Source organism: Haloferax sp. DFSO52 (assembly GCF_048158745.1).
Classification (GTDB): Archaea; Halobacteriota; Halobacteria; order Halobacteriales; family Haloferacaceae; genus Haloferax.
This window is the reverse complement of record NZ_JBLOPB010000005.1, coordinates 114,384-139,732: the sequence shown is the minus strand read 5'-3', so window position 1 is coordinate 139,732 and position 25,349 is coordinate 114,384. Positions and strand designations below refer to the sequence as shown.

Below are 25,349 nucleotides of genomic sequence, written 5' to 3'. Positions count from 1 at the left end.
ATGATATTGGATATCGTAACTCGCATATCTCCAATGTCTGACTCCAACCGAATACGTGAAGCTGGGAAAATTCTCACTGAGTTTGATGATGAGCGGTATGACGTGTTTGCAGAGGACGACTCGCAAAACATCGTTACGATTTGGCAACCACGCGGGAGGGTGGAAGACATCGATGTCTTTCCAAAACCAGTCGGCATGCAATCGAAGGCCCAATCGTTCCTCCAGCGTGCGTCCGCAGCGGACGCCCACCTCGCAGCAGCGCCGGAGTGGGCCTACAATATCGATTGGATCGAGGATCATGAAGACATTCTCTTCGCGGATACGGGTCCGCTGTTCGTCCTTGGGTGCGCCCCCGTTCAAGTAGACAAAATGGAGAGGAGGCTCGCCGAATTGAATGAAGAGTACGACTGCTATTCGGCGGAAGGTGAAACTGCTGGGAGCCCGGCCGTACCAGACAAACCGGGGGAATTCGTCACGCCGACAATCATCCCAATAGCTGCGGATGCGAGGCGCGGTGAGGACAAAGACGCGCTATTTGTCCAATTTAAGAACAAGCACATGAGCGGCCGTGCGAATGATGTCGAGCAAAAGAGGCTCTGTGAGGGCACAAAGATCTGGGGCTTCCGCTTTTTCAGTGGCGCTGCAGTTGTTCCGTGGACATGCTCGGATGTAATGCATACAGAACTCAAGAATGAGGTTCTTACATTCTGCCAGGACGGCCCCTCGTACTCTGTTCATGTCCAATGCAACCCCGATCCATTCAACAAAACGTGGATCAACTATCGGCAGGAATTCTTTGAGACCGATGCCCAGGTGTCGTGCATTGTCGCAAACTGGGGTAGTGTACCACCGATCGGTCCCTTTGGCTATTCTGGGGTCTACACTACAACGGATGAGTCGACGACGCTGGAGTCAGAGTACAACGACACATACGAGCGCGGAGGGTTGGTAGCAACCCAGCCGGACATTGGATGTGAGTATCTCTGTCTCATCCCGGATGACATCGTGAGTACAGTCATATTCCGGCGAAAGACAAACCGTGGAACGCCGAGTGGATCGGCGGTGATGGCGGATATCAAAGTCTCAACGACGGCAGTCTTCGATACAGCTGCAGATGAGTACCAACAAAAAAATCCGGTCTATCCAGCGCCTGAACCGGACCCCTGCAAAGAGTGGCGAGAGCAGCTTAACACAACCCCGCTCAACCGGGAGCTGTTGACTGCGCTCCTTCGTGCAGAAATCGAAGCGGACAGTCTTCCAGAAAAATTCCCCATCAACCAGAAAGTTTCTTGGGAGTCTGTTGAATCCCTCAACGGCGAGATGTCTGAAGAATTAGGACATCTCCTGGAGAATCACCCACGGCGACGCGGTACCGGTGAGCTTACGCCGAGTACGAGGGAAGCGCCTGAAACGATTGCCGAACGGCTAATGGAAGCACTCTCATTTGCAGAAAAAGATGCTGATATTGTCCTCAGGAGTGAGTTCGACCGATCCGACGTTCCGGTCAACGCAGAATATCAGGATGAACAGATTTCCATCTGTTTGACCACGCTTCCCACCTCAACACCCAACAGTGAGATCGACCGAGCTCGCTGGTTCGTAGAGTGGTTGCGAGTAGACGGTGTCAATTTCAAACCAGTTGCGCTGACTTCTAGTTTCAGGTCTAGTAAAGTGAAAACACTAGCAGGGTATGAGGACGTCTCAAATATGGTTCGTAATCCTGAGCGAGTCGATGCAACCGATGGATTGGAGGAGATCACGCTATGAACGGATACAATCATCTTGAACGGCTATACGATGAAGAACACGTAGAACAGGTAGAGGGTTCGGACGAACTCTACAAAATCACACATCCTCGAAGAGGGTACGATGACGAGACTATCCTTGTCCGGTTTATCCAACCAGATGATAACTTGGACAAGCTAGAAACGGAAGACAACCGCCAGCTCGAGGTTCTCTTCTATGATGATGAGATTCCGAACCAGTGGAACATTCAGCTCTTCTGGGCATATCCCGAAGAGATGAACATAGACGAACCAAGGCGTACAGCGTTCGAGTCTAACACGCGATTTGCGATACGACGGTTCGTCTCTATCGGCTCGTTGGATGCGTTTCTGCAGCCGCTCCAGACAGTAATTCGAGATCTCGAATCGATGGAAGTTGAGTTCAACCGGGGGGAACTCATCCAGGAGATTCTCGAAGCAGATCTGGGGCTCCTGTTTGAGACCGACTCAACCAACCGGGATGAGCGGCTTGAAAAGCTGCGCAAAGGAAGCGGTTTGGTGGCTGGGCCCACAAAACCGAATTTGCCGACGGGACCTGGGGGAATCATTGACTCAGTAGAATTGGGGCCAGACTTCCGCCGGCCAGCTTCCAAGAGAACGTTGGATGCAAAGCCGTTCACGCTTGTCTACGGACGGAATGGGAGTGGCAAGACTAGTCTTCTCGATGCGGCCGCGCTTGGAATGGTTGGGCAAATCCGGGGTGAGACAACTCAGCGGAGCTGGAAATATCGTGACTTAAATGTGACCCTCACAGGCGACGGAGACGGACCGGTTCGGCTTTCGAATGACACGTCCGACGTGGCTGATCGGATCAGCTCTTGGTACGGCTTCCGACCGGAGGGTAAGGCAACACGTTATACCGAGTTCTATCATGTGAATTATCATGAGGCAGGGTCGACTACGCGACTCGCAGAACTCGATACAGACCTAGATATTGAACAAACAATCCGACGTTCGTTGTACGGAGAGCAGTTGTCGAAGGCCCGTAGTGAAAAAAGAGAGTTGGTGAAAGAGGCCGATAGCCGGATTGAACAGGAAGAAAAGAGGATTGCGGAGTTGACTGCCGAAATCAGAAAGCTGGACAATAAGGCAGACAGAGCAGAGAACCTGTTTTCTACTGCACGGACAGCTCGCGAGGAACTATCGCCAGGGATGAGAGAGTTCGTTCCGACTCCTCCGTCGCGACGCTATGATGACGAAAAAGAAAGTAGGGACTCCAACGAAGAGTGGGTCGATACCTGGACAACCTGGGATGAACGAGTTGCTAGACTTGACGAGAGCCTCAAGAGTGCGGGCCTGAGCAGCGATGAGCAAAAGATGCCTGAAACGTTAGCATCTGAGCTGGCTACCGAGGGAAACCGAACAGAAAATGCGATTGAGAAGCTTGAGGATATTGAAGAGCTGCAAAATAAGCAGAATCAGCTAAGAGAGCTGCAGGAAGAACTCAATAGCACCCGCTGGGGAGAAGCCTCGCCGACTGTCGCATTCGTTGCAATCATCCTCTCAACTGAAGAATTCAAAATATCGGATCTCCGCGCCATAGAGAAGGCTCTCTCTAATGGAAGTCATGAGTCAGAGGAGTCGCTCGAAGAATGGCGAACACAGGTAACGGCTTCTCTCGAGAAAGAGCTCGAAAGACTCTCTGAGAAGCGAGAGACGATTCGAGAGATTTCTGACCTGCAGGCGAGGCGTGAGGCGCTCTTAGACGAGATCCGCTCACAGACCGAGGAGTATCTCGATATTACTGACGAGGTTGCCCACTGTCCAGCCTGTTATATTGAGCAAACAGAAGCGTCGATTCGAAGCCGAGAACAGCCAGCGACTCTACTTTCCCCGGAATCGGGAGTCCCCGATCAGCTACGATCGGATATCGAAGGCATTAAAATTGCACTCGAAGTTCTGAACCGACCCACTTGGGCAACGGTAACAGACAAATTCGAGGTCCATTTTGGTGACATTTGCCGTGCTGAAGACTTCTGGGGAGTGTTTGAACGAGCGAGTTTTGAATCTTTGCCAACCGTGTCTGACGCTCACGTCACCAGGTTTGGTGAGGCGATCCAACAAAACACGCTCTGGAACCTTAGCAGTGGAGAAGCTATTGAATTAGTGAGGGACACCCATCAAGAAATCACTGAGAAGTTGGAGTCACTGGAGAAGTCTGTCGAAGACTTCGCTAGGCCGATTGATGACGCTCGGAAAGCCATTCAGCGACTAAAAGACCGGCGGATAAAGCTTGACTCTGGCATTCAAATCCTCGAGGATCACATACTCGGAGAACACCAACAGAAGGAGCTTCGTGTGACGGCTGATCGAACAGTGCTGCACACCGCCAAGTCGGAGTTCCAAAGCGATGCGGTCGTCGTTGAGTCAGTAGCACAAATCAACGAGCAAATCGAGCAAAATCAAACCGTTCTGGATAACCACCGACACAGGAAGGAAGGTTATGAAGACGGCATTGACCGATTACAAACCGTCTTCGATAAAGCGGGAGGTGACGAGAACCTCACAGCATACGTTCGGGAACACATGTCGGCAATAACGACACTGTTTCAGGCGTTCCAACGTCCGTATCAATTCAACGAGGTGCTACTCAATGACGACGACGAAGTTCGTGTGATTCGACGGGGCCAGGATGACCCGAAGCCAGAGCCGATCACCGATATGAGTTCAGGTCAACGGGCTGCCTTAGCACTCGCAATCTTCGTAACGAACAATCTCACCCATGCACATGCGCCGCCAGTGATGCTGCTAGATGAGCCGTTCGCACATCTGGACGATATTAACACGATATCATTCTTTAACTTGCTCATTGAGCTAGCAACACGCCGGGATGGTGAGCAAGACCGGCAAGTAATCTTCGCGACTGCAAATGAGGACATTGCAGACTTGTTACAGCGGAAGATTGGTGACTCGCCAAAATTTGACCGGATCCCCATTGACGGATAAGCTCCGGCATGGATTATCCTTGTCATCCTCCGGGTGGTGAGCCTGTGCATGTGTTTCTTACCTGAACCCTTGGTCTTCCTTGGCGCGCTATTCAGTAACCGAAAGAGATGCTGCCACAGCCCGCTTGAACACTGTAACAAACTCCCCGTGATTACTGACCTCTTTCGATGTCGGCAGCTCGACGAGCTCGATCGGATACTGCTCGGCGACGACCGATCGGGACGCATTTGCTCCGTTACAATCGGGGTAGAAGAGGACGCCCGGTGCGTCTCGTGCGAGCATATAGGAGGTCATCTGGTAGAAGTCAGCATTCTTCGGTGAGCTGGTTTTCCACTTGGCGTCACCGACCATTCGTACAGAGTCCGTGCCGTCGAACACTGTCACGTCGGGTTTGAGCGTGACGTTGTGACGGCCACCGGTGAGCAACGACTGACTCCGGTCTTGCGGCACGACTCGCCAGCCGTTCCGGTCAGTGACGGCAGCCCGCGCTGCCCGCTCGACGGCGTTCTCAAAGACGGTGTTCATGTTCACGAGCATCGCGAAAGAGGCACTGGTGCCAGCCTCGAGCTCGTCGATGAACACGTTGCCGATGACTAGGCGAGCCAGGCGGAGGAGGTCCTCGTAGTAGTCCGAGAGTCTCGTGAGCTGGATTCGTTCGACCTGCTGGACTGTAACCGGTTCGAGGGTGACCCGTCGGCGCAGTAGCTGCTGGTGCTGTTGAAGCGACCGAGAGACCGAGGGGTCGGAGACGAGGCCGAGAAGGATCGAGGTCGCGTACAGGATTGCTCTGTTCGCGGTGATGTCGTGGGTCAGTTCATCGTAGGTGCACTCGAATGCCGTAGGCGTCGGTGGGTGACGCTGGAGCTGACGCTGGAGGTCGAGCTGCCCACGCAGGTGCTGCTCGGTGCTACTCTTTCGCTGGTAGTCCGTGTGGAGCCCTTTGTTCAGGACCCGTCGCAGCTCGGCTTCGTAGAGTGCGCCGAGCGCGTCGAGAAACGTCTGTCCCTGTCGATAGGGGGTCTGTGTCTCGAACGTCGTGGCCGTCGTGTTGTGGGCGTAACGGAGTAGCGAGAGGAGGTTCGTGCCCGCAGCCTTCGGCTGGATCTGGATTGTTGGGCCATCCCGGAGTGAGACGATGCCGACGTATGAGGTCGCCGTGAGGATCGCCTCCCCGTCACGGTTGTAGCGCAGTTTGATCCGCTCGCCATCGCGATCGTCGCCGCCGTTTACCTCCTGAGTGAGCATTCGTGCCGCCGCTTCGCTCAGCTCGATCGGCTCATCATGTTCTTCATACTCCGAGAGCACGACGTCGGCTGCGAACTGGGCTTCGTCCAAATGTGTCGAGACGGCCATCAGTCGTCGTCGGTGACCTCCGACGAGTCGAACTCGGCGACAAACGGTTCGAGTGCGGTGGACAACTCGTCAGCGTCGAACGACTTGATCTGCTCACGCTCCCAGTCAAACAACGTCTCGCCGTCGCCGACGAACAGCACCTCACGGATTCTGGAGTACTGCCCGAATAGATACTCCTCTAGCAGCGGCAGAATCTCGAACCGCCAGGTGTCGACGATGTCTGTGTCGGTGTCAACGTCGAAGAGGAACGAATGACCGATCTGTTTGCCCCGACCGAGATCGTGCTCAGAGCGGATCCTCTTGTTCAGTTCGTACACCGCGATTAGTGATTGAGCGAGGAGATAATCGGGGTGGCTGGGTGCGGAGGCGATACGGTCGACATCGGCCCAGTCGCCGAGCTCGTGTTCTTCGCGAAGGAGTCGGAGCTTCGGTGGGAACGAGAGGAAACGGAACCGTCGGCGAAGGGCGGCGTCGACGAGCGCGATCGAACGGTCGGCGGTGTTCATCGTCCCGATCAGGTAGAGATTTGGCGGAAGGTGAAACACTTCACCTGAGTGAGCAAGGGAGACTTCGGTCTCGTTCTCGCCGTCGAGGCGCTTGTCTGACTCTAATGCTGTAATCATCTCGCCGAAAATCTGGGCGAGGTTTCCCCGGTTGATTTCGTCGATGATCAAGACGTACCGAGGTGCCTCTTCGTCGTCGCCGGCTGCGTGATAGGCGCGTTTCGCTTCGTTTGCGAACTCGAGGAATACCCCCGGTTGTTCGTCATAGGTCACCGATCCCTCTTCGGTGGTGTCGACGCTTAGGCCTTCGACGAAGTCTTCGTACGTGAACGACGGGTGGAACGTAACGGTCTCTAGTTGGCCCGTATGCGCGTCGACGCCGTCTTGCTCGTTGAGCCACCAGTGGGCAAACCGCTTTGCAGTGTAGGTCTTTCCGGTCCCCGGAGGTCCGTAGAAGACCATCTGCCCGCTGTCGACCAGCTGTCGAGCGATTTCGTCACCCCCTTCGGGTTTCTCTCTGGGTTCGAGCGACCCACTTTCGTCGACGGGTACGTCGAGCGTCGGCGCTTCGACGGTGTAGGTCTCGCTGACGAGTGTATCTATCTTCACCTGGTTCATGTTCGGGTTCACGACCGCACGAGACTGTAGCTCGCGAAAGAGCACAAAAAAGAGCGTCTCTGCGTGGCTGATTCGGTTCGTTGCACCAATGCCGACTTCCTCTGCTATCGCTGTGAGCGTCTCTTCATTTGCGAAGAAGAGTCGCTTGATCAGCTCGCAGTGAACTGCCTGGGTCTGACCGAGCTCGGCGTTGGGTTCGACACTTGCAAGTGACTCGGTGAGCGTCTCTATAAGGGTCTGTGTAAAGGTCTCTTGGAACCAATCCTGGCCGGTCGATGTGAACGGCAGCCGTGTCCGGACGTCGACGACCGTCTCGGAAACCTTCTTGTACTTGTCTGCTGGTTCCGGCGGCTGGAGGTTCCAGTGGACACGGCGAATGTCCGCTAGAAGTCTGGGTTCGATGGCGATGAAGAGGTAGAGCAAATCGATGGGGAGCTCAGTGAAGTACCCTTCTTGTACGAGCTCGAAGTTCTGGTCGTACAGGAGATCGTCGTAGACCTCATAGATCTCCTTGAGTCGGGGATGGTAGTCGTCGTTGGCAAGTAAGGCGTCGTCGAAGTCGACAGGGTTCTCAAACGCTCTATACCCTCCCAGAGGGAGGAAGTAGCCACCATCTTCGGAATTTGGTGTCCACGACCCGTCCGAGGGGCCCTGGAAGTCGTCCCGAAGCGTCGACGTAACGATGGAGACGCCGCGAAACTCTCGGGTGTCTGTGAGGATGTGGAGCACTAGATCGCCAACCTCAGGCTCGCGCAGCATCCCGTATATGTCGCGTCTATCAACACTCTCGCTCGACGAGAACGCACCTGAGCCCAGCTCAAGCTCTTCACCCGGTTGCTTATACGGCGTATCAGATAATGACGTCTTTTCGACGAAGACCGATGGCGGATCGCGGTGAGCGGTGAGCATCTCCTCTAGCGACCCGTACTCCTCGACGAGCTCTTCGATGGCATCGGAGTGTGGAATAATGGTTCGAGTGAGTGCCTTCTGATCAAGATCAAATAGGTCGTGTAGCTCGAAACTCTGGATCTCAATTGGGACTGGAATAGTGAGCCACAGGACTATGTTACTCAGTTCGTCGTGTGGATGTCCGGCCGGTGCGGCGTCGTCGACGCGGGTGTTCAGGTCGTGGGCCAGATTGGGGTCCTGATCAACACGAGTAATCTGTGCTGCCCACTTGTATCGATTACTCCCCCTGTAGAAGAGTACGAAATCACCTGCAGAGATGCGTGTCGGGTCGACGTCGTCGTTTTCCGGGACCGTCCAGGCGTGAACTACCCGATCGCTCGACGGTGGGTAAGAGTCGGCGACGGCATCGTACTCGACGCCACGGTGAACGAGTTCGTCGAAGGCAGCTTGTTCAGTCGGACTCGTCGCAGACGCCAGCACGATCCCAGGCGGCATATGGTAGATTTCTCGACACGCCACCTATTTAATAACTTGGAGGTGCAGAGAACTGTTTGGTTTACCAAGAATTATCCATGTGCTTTATACCAATTATCGAACATTGTCAGAACTAGACTGATTGCTGTTTCATACTTGAATGACGGCACCTCATTCGTTCAACCTCACCAAGGACAATGTATAAGTTGCTAGTCAAACAGGTCAACTTATTCACGAACCGAGGTTCGACCACCCATGAATGAGAGCTACCTATGAGTCTCGACCCTAACTCGCTTCTACCCGGTACAGTCATCCGGAACCGTAATCGTCTCTGGCGCGTCGATGCCATCGACGGACAGGAGGTGACGGCGACGGCGCTGGACGGCGCGACGTCGACGCACCGGTTCTACGCCCCGATCGAGCAGATCGAGGAAGGGAGTCTGCCCGCTCCGTCGGCAGAGAAGATGGGTAGTCCCCAGTTTCAGGACCTGCTGATACGGGCTAACCGTCTCTCGATGCTTCACGGTACGGCGCCGCTGATGAGCCTGCAGCGCTCCCGGGTCATCCCGACGGAGTACCAGCTGACGCCGGTTGTGATGGGGCTCGATATGCCCGCCGTCCGGCTCCTCCTTGCCGACGACGTCGGTCTGGGGAAGACGATCGAGGCGGGCCTGATCACGAGCGAATTGATGGCGCGCAACCGTGCCGACCGGATCCTCATCGTTACGCCCGCAAATCTGCGTGAGCAGTGGCGAGAAGCGTTCGAGCACTTTTTCCACATCGAACCGGAGATCACGAACCGGCGAAACCGCAAGGTGATGGAGAAAGACGTCCCGCCGGGGACGAGTATCTGGGAGTACTACTCGAAACACATCGTTTCGATCGACTACGCTAAACAGAGCCGCATTCGGAGTCAGATTCTGAGTCAGGACTGGGACCTCGTTATCATCGACGAGGCACACTTGGCCTGCCGACCACACACGTCCTCGTCATCGCAGTCACCGTCGAAACAGCGTTGGGAGTTCGCCCAGCAGATTACCGACGCAGCGACACACGCACTCTTGCTCACGGCGACGCCCCACAACGGCTACACCGACAGCTACGCCAGCCTGCTGAAGATGGTCAACCCCGAGATCGTGTCGGGTGATGCCAACGACCCACAGATCAACCGCGAAATCGCGAAGCGTCACGTCGTCCAGCGTCGACGCGAAGACGTCGAGCAGTGGTTCGGTGAGGGTGCAGACAATCCGTTCCCAGAGCGAGATCAGAAAACGGTCGAGGTCTCACCAACAGACTACGAGAAGACCGCCTATGATGCGGTTCGGGACTACGGCGACACACTCGTTGAGGCCGCCAAAGAGTCCGACAACCGTAACATCGCCCAATGGACGGTCATTCACTTCCTGAAGCGTGCGCTTTCGAGCCCTGAAGCACTTCGCCGATCGCTCAAGAACCGCCGTGGGAAGCTGAATGATCGACTGGGAGAGCTCGAAGAGTCCGGTGGCAAAATCGACGAAAACGCCGGTATCTCGGAAGACATGGCACAGGCCAACGCACTAGACAGCGACCCAGGCGAGGACTACACCGAGACCGAACTCGGGGAGCGTGTCGAGCGCGTCGTGACTGGCGACGAGAAAGTTATCCGGATGGAACTGGAGTCACTCGAGGTGACGCTAGAGGCGGCAGAGGATGTAACCAAGTCTCGGGATAGTAAGCTCGAGCAGTTGCTTAAGCAGACGCTCCCTGCCCGTCTCAACAGCGGTGGAACGATCATTTTCACCAAGTATGTCGACACGCTCGAGTACCTCGAAGAACATATCGAAGACAAACTCGGCGACAAACTCAGCCTTCACACTCTGTACGGCGAACTCGGGGAGGCCGAGCGGAACGAACGCTTTCAGGCGTTCGCCGACGCCGACCGAGGCGTGTTGATCGCGACCGACGTGATTAGTGAGGGGATGAACCTGCAGTACGCCGCGAACCAGGTCATCCACTACGAGCTACCGTGGAATCCTAACCGGCTCGAGCAGCGGAACGGTCGGGTGGACCGATACGGCCAGAAGCGCGATAAAGTGTTTATCCGGACAATGGTTGTCGACGACCCGATGGACCGGATGGTGCTGACGAAGCTCATTGAGAAGGCCCAGGAGATCCGTTCGGAGTACGGCTTTTCGCCGCCATATCTCGGGGACGACGAGGGGCTATTGAAGCTACTCGACGCCCACGAGCTGAGCGAGCTGATGCCACAGCAGACGCTGATGGACTACGCCGGCGGCGATGCCGGGGGGGAGACCGAAGAAAGCGCGTTCGACGACGAGGTGCTCGAGCGTATCAAGGACGAATCGTTCTACAACCACACCGAGGTCGATCTCAGTGAGGTAAAGGAACGCCAAGAGGAGACCCAGAGGCTGCTTGGCGGGAAGGATGCGCTCGAGTCGTTCGTCAAGAGTGGACTCCGGCTGTTCAACTGCACCTTCGACGCCAATGTAGACGGGACGTACAAGATCAAGCTGACCGCTGATGAGGTCCGCGGGACGGATATCGAAGACGAATACGAACGTGTTACGTTTGACCCCAACCGTGCCGCCGAGGACGAGAAGGTCGAGATGCTCGACATTGCCCACCCGCTCGTCCAGCGACTCATCGAGGCAGTCAAGGAGGTGGCGCTGACGAGTGAGGATAGATATGGCCGGACGTCGATGCGCGGGACCTCGCTTGTGTCGGAGACGACTGCGCTCTACACGTTCAAGGTCCGCTACTTCGCCTACACGGGGGAGAAACCGACCGTGATGGAGGAGTTACTCCAGCTGGCGCTTCCGCTCTACGGTGAGGAGCCACTAAGTGAGGAGAAAGTACGGGCGTTGCTCGACGATAACGCGACCGACGCCGGCCGTTCCGAGCAGGAGTGGAAACGCGACATCGAAGCGGCGATCGAACACGAGAAGCTCGAACGTGCCATCGACGACCGAGCCGATAAGCGGCGTGAAGAGATCTCACAAGAACGCAAACAGATGCACGAGAAGTTGCGCGAGGCTGGCTACGGCGAGCAGCTGGCCGGCTTCGACAACCTCGACGTCGCAAGTGAAGACCTGCTGACTATCGGACTCTACTACCCAGCCTAATGAGCCAGCAATTGCGACAACGCAATCGACCGGACGACGCGACATTCATCGAGCCCAGCGGCGGCATCCTCACCGAGCAGTTAGTCTCGAAGCTCCGAGGAGAATCCTGTAACGAAAGTGCCGTGCAGCCCTCGACATTCGAGATTGGGTCAATCGAAGCACCGACCTCTGAGACTGAGCTTGAAGAGCAGATTAGCGCTGCTTGGGAGGAGCTTGTCGAACGCTGGGACGAGATCAGCCGGGACAATGCGGTGTTCTCGATGAATGTCTCTGAGGCACGCTCGAAATGGATCCGCCGCCTCTTCGAGGAGCTTGGGTTCTCGCCAGAGCACCACCAGGCGGACATGACCGCCAACAGTGTGACAGCGAAGGTCGATTACCTGGGCTGGACGCCGAAAGAGGCCGTGCATGCTGGTGCGGACGTACCGGAGACCCCGCCGCCGTTGCTCCACATGGTGCAACCCGACCCGGATCGCCCGTTGGACGATGGCGACCACTACGGATCAAACGGGAAGAGCCCGCACGACGAATTGCAGACTTTCCTCAACGCGAGTACTGATCTCCAGTGGAGCATCGTCGCGGACGGGCTGAAACTTCGATTGCTTCGGGACTACTTTCACACGTACACGCGTGGCTACGTTGAGTTCGACCTGGAGAACATCTTTACCAACCGCAACTACGAGGACTTTCGGGCGTTCTATCGGCTCTGCCACGCCTCGCGTTTCATCGCTGACGGCGACGAGGATGACGCTACGTCGCCGCTGGAATCGCTGTATCAAGTAGCACTTGCGACCGGTGTCAAGGTCGGCGAGAATCTCCAGTCGAACGTCGTTGAGGCACTGGAGATCCTGGGAAACGGATTCCTGACACCAGAGATTCGGACGGTGCTCGAAGAGGGTAGTCAGGACGTCGCTGATGAGTACTACCAGGATCTTCTGCGTGTCGTCTACCGGCTCCTGTTCTTACTCTTCGCTGAGCAGCGCGGTATGATGGCCGACCGAGGCGACCTATACACGGAAGAGTACTCCATCAGCACACTCCGTGAGCGTGCCGAGCGAGCGTCGGGACGGGATACGCAGGTCGACCTCTGGGAAGGGCTGCAGGTCACGTTCCGTCTCGTCGGCCAGGGGCGCGACGACGGCGTGCTGTCCGTTCCCGGGTACAACGGTGGCCTCTTCGACGACTCGAAGCTGGCCTTCATCGACAACGCCACGTGTCCGAACCACGCGCTGCTGGACGCGATTCACAAGCTGACGCATGTCGAGCAGCAGGGGTACCAGCAGCGAATTTCCTACGCCGACCTAGGTGTCGACGAGATCGGGGCAGTATATGAGAGCCTGCTCGAGTTCACGCCGCAGTATGCGGAGACGGCTGTCGAGATCGAAGAGCGGAAGGTCAGTTCCGGAACGTTCTATCTCGACGACCGCGGGATGGAGCGCAAAGAAACGGGGAGCTACTACACCAAGCCCGAATTGGTCGACGAGCTCATTCAGAGCGCGCTGAAGCCCACCGTCGATGACCGTGTCGACGAGGACGAGTCGCCGGAGAGCAAAGAGGAATCGCTGTTGAGCATCGACGTCGTCGACCCCGCCTGTGGGAGTGGCGCGTTCCTCATCGCCGCAAACAACTATCTGGGGAAACGGCTCGCGAAGATCCGGAGTGGCTCGGACTACCCCGAAGAGAAGGTTGTACGCGAGGCTCGACGGTCGGTTGTGCAGCACTGTCTGTACGGGGTGGACCTCAACCCGATGGCCGTCGAGCTCGCAAAGGTTAGTCTCTGGATCAACTCGGCAGTAAAAGACCAGCCTCTCAGCTTCCTCGACCACCGCATCAAACAGGGAAACTCGCTCATTGGGGCGACGAAAGAGCTGATTGCAGACGGAGTTCCAGCCGACGCCTACGAGACGTCGAAGGGACGCGACTGGCACATCGGCAACGACCTCCGAAAGCGAGTACGCGAGGAAAACAAGACGTTCTCCGGCAAATCGCAAGCTCAGATGACGCTCGGGATGAGCTACGGCGAGCAGGAGCATCTCGATATCGCGAAGCGATTGGAAGCACTTGACGAGCATGCGATCAGCGACGTCGAGCGGAAGGCCGAGCTCTACGAACAGTTCGAGGAGTCGCAGGCGTTAGAAACTGAACGACTCGCTCACGACGTCTGGACTGCGGCGTTCTACTGGCCGCTCGACGGCTCTGTCGCGGAGAACCCGACGCCGAGCGCGATTCAGAAAGTTCGGACGGGGGGCCCACACAATCTCGAGAACCCTGACAGTGACATCGAGGAGATGTGTGCGCTTGCTCGGGAGTTCAGCGAGACGCATTCGTTCTTCCACTGGGAGCTCGAGTTCCCATTGGTGTACCAGGAGGGTGGATTTGACTGTGTGTTGGCCAATCCGCCGTGGGAGAAGTTGAACTTCGAGACTGAGAAGTTCTTCGTGGTCAGTCGCCCTGACATTGCTAGCGCGTCGACAGCATCGAAGCGGTCGTCAATGATTGAAGAGCTTGAAGAGGAGGATCCAGAGCTCTATGAGGAGTATCAGTTGGCGTCTGAGGGTGCTGAGGACGCTATGTCGTTCATGAGAAATAGTGGGCGATACGAACTCACTGGACGCGGTCACGTCAACACCTATGCGTTGTTTACTGAATGGGCTCTTAAGAATACCAATGAGGTTGGATACAACGGTCTGATCGTTCCGACTGGCATAGCGACTGATGCTACAACCCAAGCGTTCTTCCGGAAAATTGTAGAAGAACAACGCCTAAAGTCATTATACGACTTCGAGAATAGTAAGGGGATGTTCCCAGCAGTCCACCGCAGTTTCAAGTTCTGTTTGCTAACACAGACCGGTGACAAAAATACTCAACCAGAATTTGAGCTTGCATTCTACCTAACAAGAATCAGCCAGCTGCACGATCCTGCGAACCGCTTCGAATTAACTCGCGGGCAAATAGAGCAGCTCAACCCAAATACAAAGACTTGTCCCACTTTCACAAACAAGGGGGACAAAGAGCTGACATTAAAAATCTACCAAAATACTCGTGTATTAAAGTTAGAAGGTTCAGACACAGTTTCGGACCCCAACCCTTGGGACATAACTCTGAGCCGTATGTATAATATGTCAGATGACTCTTCACTATTCTCAACTAGGGCCGAGCTGCAGAATAATGGTTGGGAGTTGGTCGGGAACAAATTTGTTAAAGAGAACGATACACAGCTCCCGGTCTATGAGTCGAAATTCATTCACCAATACGACCATAGGTACGCCACATACGAAAATGTAGATCCAGATAATACTGGAAACTCTGCATTAGATTACATTGACGTTGATGAAAAGGACGACCCACAGAAATTGGTCATCCCCCGTTATTGGATCTCAGATAGTGACTACAAAGATAGGAATGGTAGTCGTTGGCACATCGCATTCAGGAGAATCGCTCGCGCAACTGACAGAAGGACAGTAATTTCTTCATATATTCCTGGATGTCCGACTGGTAAACTGTATCACATCAATGGTGCGTCGGCAGACGAATCTTCTCTATTGTTAGCAGCTTTCAATTCTTTTGTTCTTGATTATGTAGCACGGCAAAAGGTTGGTGGTACGGACCTTAGTCAGTTCATATTCAAACAGCTCCCAGTTCCGGGGCCCAAGGCGTTCAATTCACTCCATTTCTCAGGGGAGAGCGCAGCCAAACGCATTCGTGACCTGGTCAATCAGCTGACTTATACTGCCTGGGATCTGGAAAAGTATGCGAAGGAGACTGGAATTGAACGAAGTCCTTACAAATTCTCTGGCGAAGAGAGGACTCGCGAGGAGACCCGTTTCGAGCTCGAAGCCCTGATCGGTCATGTCTACGGCGTCGATGCTGACGACTTCGATCGAATTTTCGACTCGTTTAAGCAGATTAAGAATGAGGATCTTGAGAACCACGGCTACTACCGAACTCGCGACGAAATCAAGCAACGCTTCGAAGAGATGCAGGACGACATCACGACCAGAGAGGTGACCCAGCAATGAGCCAACAGACACGACGACGTGACGAAACGACATTCATCGAGCCCAGCGGCGGCATCCTCACAGAACAATTACTCCACAAACTCCGAGAAGAGGAGTGTAGTGAGGCTGCCGTCGCGCCACAGACGTTCGCCCTCAACGGAGAAGAACCGTCCTCGACGACGGAACTCGACGACGAGATTGCCGACGTGTGGGAGGACCTCAAAGAGCGTTGGGACAGCATCTCCCAGGACAATACCATCTACGAGATGGATACGAGCGAGGTCCGCGACCGCTGGCTCATTCCTCTGTTGGAGCACCTCGACTTCGAGCCGGCGTACCAGTCGAAAAACCTTCGCGTAAACGGGCTAGAAGCGAATTTGTCCCACTACGGGTGGGCGCCGGAGGGACAACTCGGCGGAGAGGAAAGCCTCGGATTGCCGCCGGTCACACATCTGATCCAACCGGACAAGGACGAACCCCTAGACAGTGGCAACCACGTCGGGACCCGAGCGAGCGGGAAGAGCCCCCACGACGAACTCCAGCGCTTCCTGAACGCCGCCGATCAACAGTGGAGTCTCGTCGCCGACGGGCTCAAACTGCGACTGCTACGTGACTACTACCACACCTACACCCGGGGGTACATCGAGTTCGACCTGGAGAACATTTTCACCAACCGAAACTACGAGGACTTCCGGGCCCTCTACCGGCTCTGTCACGCCTCACGCTTCGTCGTAGATGACGATACTGATGAGGACGACGCTGACGCAGAGTCGCCGCTGGAGTCACTCTACCAGGTTGCGCTCGCAACCGGCGTGAAGATTGGTGAGGACCTACAGTCCAACGTCGTTGAGGCGCTGGAGACACTGGGGAACGGCTTCCTCACTCCCGATATCCGGTCCGTTCTGAAGGAGGGTGGACAGGACGAGGCCGACCAGTACTACCAGGATCTCCTGCGCGTCGTCTATCGGCTGCTTTTCCTCATGTTCGCTGAGCAGCGCGGAATGATGGCTGACCGAGGGGATCTCTACACGGACGAGTACTCCATCAACACGCTACGAGATCGATCGGAGCGATCCAAGGCTCGGGATACGGAGACTGATCTCTGGGAGGGGCTACAGGTGACCTTCCGTCTCGTCGGTGATGGGTACGAAGACGACGAAAAAAGCGTCCTCTCGGTTCCGGGCTACAACGGCGGGCTCTTTGATGACTCGAAGCTGGAGTACGTGACTGAGTCGACCTGCCCGAATCACGCCCTTCTAGACGCGATTCACAACCTAACCCACGTCGAGCAAGAGGGGTACCAGCAGCGAATCTCCTACGCAGACCTCGGTGTCGACGAAATTGGAGCAGTATACGAGAGCCTGCTCGAGTTCATGCCCAAGTATGCAGATAAGGCGGTGGAACTGGAGGACAAGAAGGTCAGTTCGGGGAGCTTCTACCTCGACGACCGCGGAATGGATCGCAAGGAGACAGGCAGTTACTACACTAAGCCTGAGCTGGTCGATGAGCTGATTGATAGTGCGCTCAAGCCCGTAGTCGACAACCGCGTCGGCGACGCTGATACACCGGAGGAGAAAGGAGAGGCGCTGTTAAGCATCGACGTCGTCGACCCCGCCTGTGGGAGCGGCGCGTTCCTCATCGCTGCGAACAACTACCTCGGAAAGCGGCTGGCGGAGATTAGGAGTGGAACAGAGTATCCGGACGAGAAGGTGGTTCGAGAAGCCCGACGGTCGGTTGTGCAGCATTGTCTGTACGGCGTAGACCTGAACCCGATGGCCGTTGAGCTGGCGAAGGTCAGCCTTTGGATCAACTCTGCCGTGAAGGATCAGCCGCTCAGTTTCTTAGACCATCGGATCAAGCAGGGGAACTCGTTGATCGGTACCACTGAAGAGCTGATCCAGCAAGGCGTGCCTGTTGATGCGTATCCGACGACAGGTGACTGTGGCTACGACACAGGTAATGCAATCCGAAAGCGAATTCGGAACGAGAACAAGGACGTCGACGACGAAGCCGGCCTCCAAGCCGGTCTTGACTGGGGGTACACCGCAAGTCAAGAGTACCTTGAGGTGGCTGAAGAGTTAGAAGCACTTGACGAGTCGGCGATCAGCGACGTTGAGCGCAAGGCCAAGCTCTTTGAAAAATTAGAAGCGGCTGATGGCTTACTGACCCAGAAGTTGGTACATGACGTATGGACGGCTGCGTTCTACTGGCCGATGGACGGGTCGGCGTCGGAGTATCCCTCTCCGCGGACGATTGAGCGGGTGCGTCGGGAGGCTCCGCATGACTTGGACGATCCTCAAGGAGAGATTGATGAGATGTGTGCACGGGCCCTGGATATTGCTAAGCGGGAGTCGTTTTTCCACTGGGAGTTAGAGTTCCCTCTCGTATTCCAGAAGGGCGGGTTTGACTGTGTGCTTGGAAACCCGCCATGGGAGCAGGTAGAGCTTACTGAAAAAGAGTGGTTCAGAGGGAAACATGAGCGTATCGCAAATTCGACTTCAAAAAGTGAAAGACGTGGCTTACTCAACGAATTGGAGTCCGAGGATGAACAATTGTACTCCGCTTGGACTCAAGCAAAATCCATAGCTGAATGTACATCTAAGTTCATCCGAGAATCTGGCAGATTCAGACTATCCGGCGTTGGAGAAATAAACACATATCCTGCGTTCACAGAATTATCGACTTTTGATATATTGTCTGATTATGGAAAATGCGGTATGATTGTCAAGACCGGCATCGCTACTGATTATTATACACAGGACTTATTTTCCGAGTTAGTAGAACAACGCTTGTTAGACTCCTTGTATGACTTTGTTAATAAACGCAACTTGTTTCCAGATGTCGCAACCCGTGAACGATTTTGTCTGTTAACAACCACAGGTTGTGGATATCCTTCTGATAGTTTTTCATTTTCATTCTTCAATTGGACGTTAGACGATTTACATAGTCCTGGAAGCATCTATAAAATGTCAAAAGACGAGCTGGAGATGATAAATCCGAATACAAAAAATTGTCCTATGTTCCAAACAAAAGAGGAACGTGATCTTGCGGTCACAGTCTACGAAGGCACACCTATTCTAATTCATGAAGAAAACGAGACAAATACGTGGGATTTGAATTATATCCGGATATTTGATATGGCAAACGATTCCGATTTATTTGCCGACAATACGCTTGAAGATCTGGAAGCCAATGGGTACCAACGAAAAGACGGGAATCTTTATGCTGGTGATGGTGATGAATTCCTGCCTCTTTGGGAAGGAAAACTATTCCAACAATTTGACCATCGATTTGCAACTTTCGAGGGCATTCCCAAGAATAAACGATTCGGACGCCGGGCAGGTACCAAGAAAGTGGGTGAGGACCAAAAGAAGAATGAGGACTATGAAGTCATCCCTCGGTATTGGGTGAATAAAAATGACTTCGAAGATAGGAAGGAATCACTAGATTGGGATCAGAACTGGATGTTCGCCTTCAGAGAAACGGGTGGTTCAGCTAGCAATAGCCGCACCTCGATCGGAACGGTACTACCGATGCATCCCTGTTCACACAAAGCGCCAGTTTTGGCATTTGATGTTGATGAAAAAGCCCCTCATACTGTGATTTTTACTACAATATTCAACTCGTTGATTTTTGACTTTTCATTACAACAATCTCTAGGTGGGGCATCGGTTAGTTACTATATATTGAAACAACTGCCCATGCCTACACCTCAATATCTGAGTAATCACCAAGCTGACGTAGGGGGAAGAAAGCGTAATTTGGCGGATTATCTGATAGACCAGGGCCTCAAATTACTCTGGACTTCTCACTCGCTCGACGGCCTCGGGGAGGAATTCCCATTACATGATGGGCCATTCGAATGGAATTCTGATCAACGCCGCGAGATTCGTGCCGAATTAGATGCAGTGATTGCAAAAGCATATGGTCTATCCAAAGATGAATTCGAACAACTAATTGATTCATTTGAAATTCTCCATAAATTGGAGGTCAATGAACATGGCTACAACAAGCGAAAACAGATGTGTCTAGAACATTTCGATAACGTGAGCTTGAACATATCTTGAGAATCATGATTGGCCCCCCTTCGCTGAAGCTGGAGGCAAACCCCTGACCTGTTGGATCAGAGTAATATGAATCAATCGAAGAAGCGCTCTAAGGGCTGATCTACAAGACTGGCGTCGCCGGCCTTGCGGACGCTCTCAACGTCCTCGCAGTCGACCTAGACGGGTTGGGCGACGACATAGCTCTCAGACTGCCCACTCGACCAAACTGTTTACTAGACTGACTGAGACATTATCTCCATGACGACCCGCCTCAACCCCTTCGATGCTTTGGACGAGGTCCAATCCTCGTACCGGAACTACGTCGAGACGTTCCAGAACGTCGACGACGAGATCATCGCCGAGTGGATCGACGACCGGGTCAACACCGGAAAAGTACTCTGGAAAGAGCCGTTCGTCGAGCTGAACCAGCGCTTCGAGTACGGCACCGCCCTCGAGCAGCTCGTCGACGACGGCATCCTACACGAAGGAATCCTCGACGTCTTCGACGACAGCGAAGGCAACCCTATCGAGCCGTACAAACACCAGGCCGATGCAATCCGCTCGATCGATCAGGGCAACACAATCGTCTCGACGGGAACGGGGTCCGGCAAGAGTTTCGCATTCGGGATCCCCATCGTTAGCCACTGCCTCGACGCCAAAGAGCGCGGCGAGGAGGGGATTAAGGCGGTAATTATCTACCCAATGAACGCGCTGGCGAACTCACAGTACGAGGAGTTCGCCAAGCGCCTCGACGACTCCGGCCTCCGGTTGGGTCTCTACACGAGTAGTACGCCGTACAACCCCGACGAGACGGCTGAGTTCCTCCAGCAGTTCGGTCGGAAGGAGGCGTTCGACTGCGAAGTTGTTTCACGGGAGGAGATGCAGCGTGACCCTCCGGACATCCTGATGACGAACTACGTCATGCTGGACTATATCCTCACACGCCACGAGGACAAGGACCTCTTTCCCACGGCCCACGAGGGAGCGCTCAACTATCTCGTGCTTGACGAGGTACACACGTACACTGGTCACCAGGGAGCCGATGTCGCCGCCCTCATCCGCCGCTTGCGAGAGCACACAGGTGCTGGAGAAGACCTCACGTGCATCGGGACGTCCGCGACGGTCGCCAGCGAAGAAGGCATGGACTCCGAAGAGGAGATCGCTAACTTCTCCGAGCGGATCTTCGGTGCATCCGTCGACGCCGACAGCGTCATCGGCGAGAGCCACTACCCGATCCAGTTCACCGATGGTAAGGAACTGCCCGACGAGGTCGAGGTAACCGACGACGATATTCGGCGTTTCGACGGCACAGCCGACGAGACGACCAAGCTTACCGAGCGGCTCACCAAACGCGCCCTGAGTACGGAGGAGACGAAGACCGCCGAAGCCATCGGCAACGTGCTACTGGCTCATCCGACGGTCGCCTTCCTTGACGGGCGCCTCAGCGAACGTAGCCAGCAGATCAACCCCTCTGGCGAAGCTGGCGATCCCGACGAGCCGTCACTTGTCGAACAGTATCAGAACGAGGTTCGACCGGAGGCCACACCGGACGAAGCCCGTCGCGAATTGGAGGCCGCACTCCTCGCCGGCACCGTAGGCACCACGGAAGTGCAGGGCGAACAACAGCCGATCTTCATCCCCAAGCTCCACTCGTTCTTCTCGCAAGGCACCGGGCTCGTGGCGTGTCTCACGCCGGAGGCTTTGAACCCTGACGAGCCTCACCTCAGCGACGCTGGCGACCTCGAGTGTCGTCACTGCGCGAAGGAGCACGAACGGAGCCGTAAGGCGTTCCCGCTCTCCTTCTGTCGAGCCTGTGGCCAGGAGTACTACACCATCGCCCGCGGTGAGGCCGACCACCTCACCCCTCGTGAAGTGTCGGACCTCAGCGTCGGCGAAGGCGAGAGCGCCGGCTACGTAATGCGTGGCGAATGGGACCGCGACGAAGTTACGCTCCCCGCACAGTGGTTCGACGACTCCGATGAGCTCCGAGACACATGGGAGGAAGCTATCCCTCGACCAGCGACGTACTGCCCAACCCACAACCGTCTCACGGATGGTCACCTCGATAGTGGCCAGCTCCAGTGTGGCTGTTTCGCGAGTCAGGGCCTGAAGGTCATGTGGCACTCCGGCGAATTCCTCTTCTGTGGCAACTGCGGAGTGAGCCATTCCCGGATGGGGCGGGCGATGGAGCTCTCGAAGATGTTCAAGTTCGGCATGGTCGGTCGCTCGACGGCGACAGACGTGCTCATCGGCTCGACGATGCAGGAGCTACCGAAGGACCAGCAGAAGACTATCGCTTTTTGCGACAACCGACAAGACACGGCGTTACAGGCTGCCCACCTCAATAACCTCTACCAGCGGGTCAAGTTCCGACGAGCACTCTATGGCGCGCTCAAAGAGCACGGCGACGTCGGGCTGACAGACATCGGGAATCGCACGTTCGAGGTGCTCGAGGATAACAACGCTGTCCCGGATGGACTCGCCCGGGACATGTTCGGTGTTCTCGACGATGAAAAGGGTCGGTTCAGCGACTATCTTCAGTTCCACGTACTACTGGAGCTCAGGAAGAGTCAGCAACGTGGTCAGCAGAGTCTGGAGGACGTCGGGCTTCTAGATGTCGAGTACAAGAACCTCGACCGGCTCGCAGAAATCGACGAGCAATGGGAGGACGTTCCAGAACTTGCCACCGCCGATCCCGAGGTTCGGTACGAGTACTGCAAAGCATTCCTCGATATCTTTCGCCGGACGGCCGCTATCAACCACCCAACGTTCAGCAACTTCGGGAACTTCCGGAACGAGGTTCTAAGCAAGCTTGACGAGAGCGTCAAGTTCCACAAACAACAGTTCTTCCGGTTCCCAGAGGGATTCAGCGACACCGCCTCGACGAAAGGTACCGAACAAATCCACCGATTCACCGACTGGCGGTCACGCCACGTGAAGTGGACTACCCGCGCTCTCGATGTCGATACAGATCGAGCTGCAACGGTGATCGAAGCGGTCCGTGACCTGCTTAGTGACGATGAAGTGTTGCAGGTACTCGAAGAGGACGACGTCTACCGAGGGCGACAGGCGTTCATGCTCAACCCTTCGTACATCCGCTTGAAAGAACACGATGCAAGTGACGTCTCAGTCTGCCCGAAGTGCAAGACAGTCGTCACCCGAAAGCGGCTGAAAATGTGTCTCAACGCCAGCTGTGGCAACGTCACTCCGGAGGACACAGATCTCAGAGAGTCCTACTTCCACGACCTCTACGACATGTCGTTCGACGAAGCCGTTGACGTTCTCGCTGCCGAACACAGCGGTCAGATCGAGGGTGACATTAGGAAGGAACTCGAGACGCGTTTCCGTGAGGGAGACGACCTCAACACTATCGTCTCGACGCCGACGATGGAGCTAGGAATCGACATCGGGGATCTCTCGAACGTCTACATGCGAAACGTTCCGCCGAACCCCAGCAACTACGCTCAGCGGTCTGGGCGTGCAGGCCGACAGGACCAACCGTCGCTGGTGACCACTTTCTGTGGTAGTGGCTTCGGCGGCGTGTCTCACGATCAGTACTTCTACCAGCGCCCAGAACGCATTATCGCCGGGAAGATCTCGCCACCGACCTTCCTGCTAAACAACCGCGATCTCCTGGAGGCACACATCAACGCGCTCGTGCTCGAGGTAATCAAATTCAAGTTCGAGACGAAGCTCCAGTACGTCCTCGACATCGAGGATGGGAAGAACGACTACCCGATGATCCAGAGCTTCCGCGAGGACCTTGAGGATGCGATTCAGGCCGAACGCGAGGCAATCATCAATGCCGTGAAAGGAGCGTTCGCCCACGAGCGGGCACAGGCTGAGTACCAGGAGTGGTTCACCGACGAACTCATCGAGGATCGCGTCGACAACTTCGTCGTTTACCTCGACAAGGCGTTCGAGCCATGGCGAATTGAGTACACCCGTCTCACCCGGGAGCTTCGGCGACTGAACAAGCAGCTCCAGCACGACGACAGGAATCCGCAGGCCGAACGGGAGCGCTCTGCTGTCGAAGCGCGCCTCCGGGACATGCGCAGCGGTGGGAAGCGATTTTACGCCTACCAGTACCTCCGGTCACAGGGCTTCCTTCCGAACTACGGCTTCCCACGGACGAGCTGTACACTCGGGTTCACCTCACTCCCGGACGACATTCAGCGAGATGATTCACAGGCGATCCGTGAGTTTGCCCCCGGGAATAACGTATACTACCGAGGTGAACGCCATGGGATCAAGTACGCGCGACCGAAAACTCGCGACGCCGAGCCGATCACCCAGCACAAAATCGTCTGTCCGAATTGTCAGACGATTCTGATGGGTAACGATGCCGAGAACGCAGCAGGCTGTCCCGTCTGTAGCGAATCGTTCAGCGGGCACCACTCCAACCCGAACACGATGGAGCTTCCGGACATGCGGGCTCGCCCTGAAGAGAACATCACCAGCGACGACGAGGAGCGGCGTCGCGAAGGCTACGACATCAATACCTACTACGAGCAAAAGAAGGCTCAGGAGTTTGAGCTGTCCGGCGACGGCGTCACAGCAGCTGTCACCTACGAGCCGAGTGCCCGCATCATCACCGTCAACAGCGGGATCCGTGGGCGTGATGACGACGAGCTCCAGGGCTTTGCGCTCTGTAACGAGTGTAAGCGCTGGCTTACGAGTTACAACATGATCGAAAAGCACGTGAAAGACGACGGCTGTTACGCTGGCGCCGACCGCGAGGATATCCGAGAGGGGATCGAGCTCTACACTGAGGGCAACCACGACACGGTAACGATTACTCCGCCTGTCCCGGAGGAACTCGAACTTGAAGAGCAGCTCCACTTCTACCACACGCTCAAAGAGGCACTCTACCAGGGTATCCTGGTTGAGTTCGATCTCGACGAACAGGAGCTCTCTACGTTCCTCAAGCCGTCGCCGACTTCGCCCGACCAGATGACTGTCGTGGTTCATGAAACCAGTGAGGGCGGCGCAGGTGCGCTCCACGACCTCACCGACCCCAAGAAGGATCGCTTCCAACGCGCGATTACTGAGGCGCTTGACGTCCTGCACGCCAACGATGCCGATGGCTGTGAACGGGCGTGTTACGAGTGTCTGATGTCGTTTTACAATCAGCGCGAGCACTCCATGTTCGACCGGACCCTCGTGATGCCGTGGCTCTACGGCGCCCAGACCATGTCGCTCACCCGTATAGAGTCGAAAGAGTCCGAGGAGCGGTACCAGGAGTTGCTCGGGATGTGTGAGTCCAGTCTCGAACGTGAAGTGCTGGAGGCCGTCCATAAGGAGGGTCTCCCGCTCCCGGATGATGCCCAGCGTCGGATCTACGACGGTGACGTTCCCATTGCAGAGGCGGACTTCTTCTTCGAGACGGGGAACGGTCGGAGCCAACCCATCGCCGTCTTCGTCGACGGCCCCGACCACGAGAAAGACCACGTAAAAAAGGGTGATGAAGACAAGCGTAACAAGCTACTCAGGATGAACTATCGCGTTGTTTCGATCACTAGTCCGGAGGAAGTGCCGGAGGTTTGGAAGACGATTTGACTCGGTTTCTAGGCCTACAGAAGATCTGTTCTACCTC

At 55.5% G+C, this 25,349-nt stretch carries 8 protein-coding genes; 6 read left to right on the top strand and 2 right to left on the bottom strand.

Annotated features, from left to right (window positions below):
• Nucleotides 1–33: 33 nt before the first annotated feature.
• Together ACK3SC_RS18970 and ACK3SC_RS18965 are read left to right on the top strand one after the other, a co-directional pair.
• Nucleotides 34–1,767, top strand: a complete 1,734-nt coding sequence (locus ACK3SC_RS18970; RefSeq protein ID WP_416841822.1) for a hypothetical protein — start codon at nt 34–36, stop codon at nt 1,765–1,767.
• Nucleotides 1,764–4,730, top strand: coding sequence for an AAA family ATPase (locus tag ACK3SC_RS18965; protein WP_416841821.1), 2,967 nt, complete (start codon nt 1,764–1,766; stop codon nt 4,728–4,730). The genes ACK3SC_RS18970 and ACK3SC_RS18965 overlap by 4 nt, the downstream gene beginning before the upstream one ends.
• Before the next feature lie 87 nt (nt 4,731–4,817).
• Here ACK3SC_RS18965 and ACK3SC_RS18960 read toward each other — a convergent pair whose 3' ends face one another.
• Nucleotides 4,818–6,083 carry an McrC family protein gene (locus ACK3SC_RS18960; protein WP_416841820.1) on the bottom strand — a complete coding sequence of 422 codons (1,266 nt, stop codon included), beginning with the start codon at nt 6,081–6,083 and terminating at the stop codon, nt 4,818–4,820.
• Complete coding sequence (locus tag ACK3SC_RS18955) at nt 6,083–8,608, bottom strand: AAA family ATPase (protein ID WP_416841819.1); 2,526 nt, start codon at nt 8,606–8,608, stop codon at nt 6,083–6,085. The genes ACK3SC_RS18960 and ACK3SC_RS18955 overlap by 1 nt, the downstream gene beginning before the upstream one ends.
• A gap of 341 nt (nt 8,609–8,949) precedes the next feature.
• Here ACK3SC_RS18955 and ACK3SC_RS18950 point away from each other — a divergent pair, with 341 nt between their 5' ends.
• The 4 genes from ACK3SC_RS18950 (at nt 8,950) to ACK3SC_RS18935 (ending at nt 25,312) form a co-directional block, all read left to right on the top strand.
• Nucleotides 8,950–11,709, top strand: a complete 2,760-nt coding sequence (locus ACK3SC_RS18950) for a helicase-related protein (RefSeq protein ID WP_416841818.1) — start codon at nt 8,950–8,952, stop codon at nt 11,707–11,709.
• Nucleotides 11,709–15,728 carry an Eco57I restriction-modification methylase domain-containing protein gene (locus ACK3SC_RS18945; protein ID WP_416841817.1) on the top strand — a complete coding sequence of 1,340 codons (4,020 nt, stop codon included), beginning with the start codon at nt 11,709–11,711 and terminating at the stop codon, nt 15,726–15,728. Before ACK3SC_RS18950 ends, ACK3SC_RS18945 begins: the two co-directional genes overlap by 1 nt.
• Nucleotides 15,725–19,774 carry an Eco57I restriction-modification methylase domain-containing protein gene (locus ACK3SC_RS18940; protein WP_416841816.1) on the top strand — a complete coding sequence of 1,350 codons (4,050 nt, stop codon included), beginning with the start codon at nt 15,725–15,727 and terminating at the stop codon, nt 19,772–19,774. Before ACK3SC_RS18945 ends, ACK3SC_RS18940 begins: the two co-directional genes overlap by 4 nt.
• Nucleotides 19,775–20,011: 237 nt before the next feature.
• On the top strand, nt 20,012–25,312 hold the full coding sequence (locus ACK3SC_RS18935) for a DEAD/DEAH box helicase (protein ID WP_416841815.1): 5,301 nt from the start codon (nt 20,012–20,014) through the stop codon (nt 25,310–25,312).
• Nucleotides 25,313–25,349 lie beyond the last annotated feature (37 nt).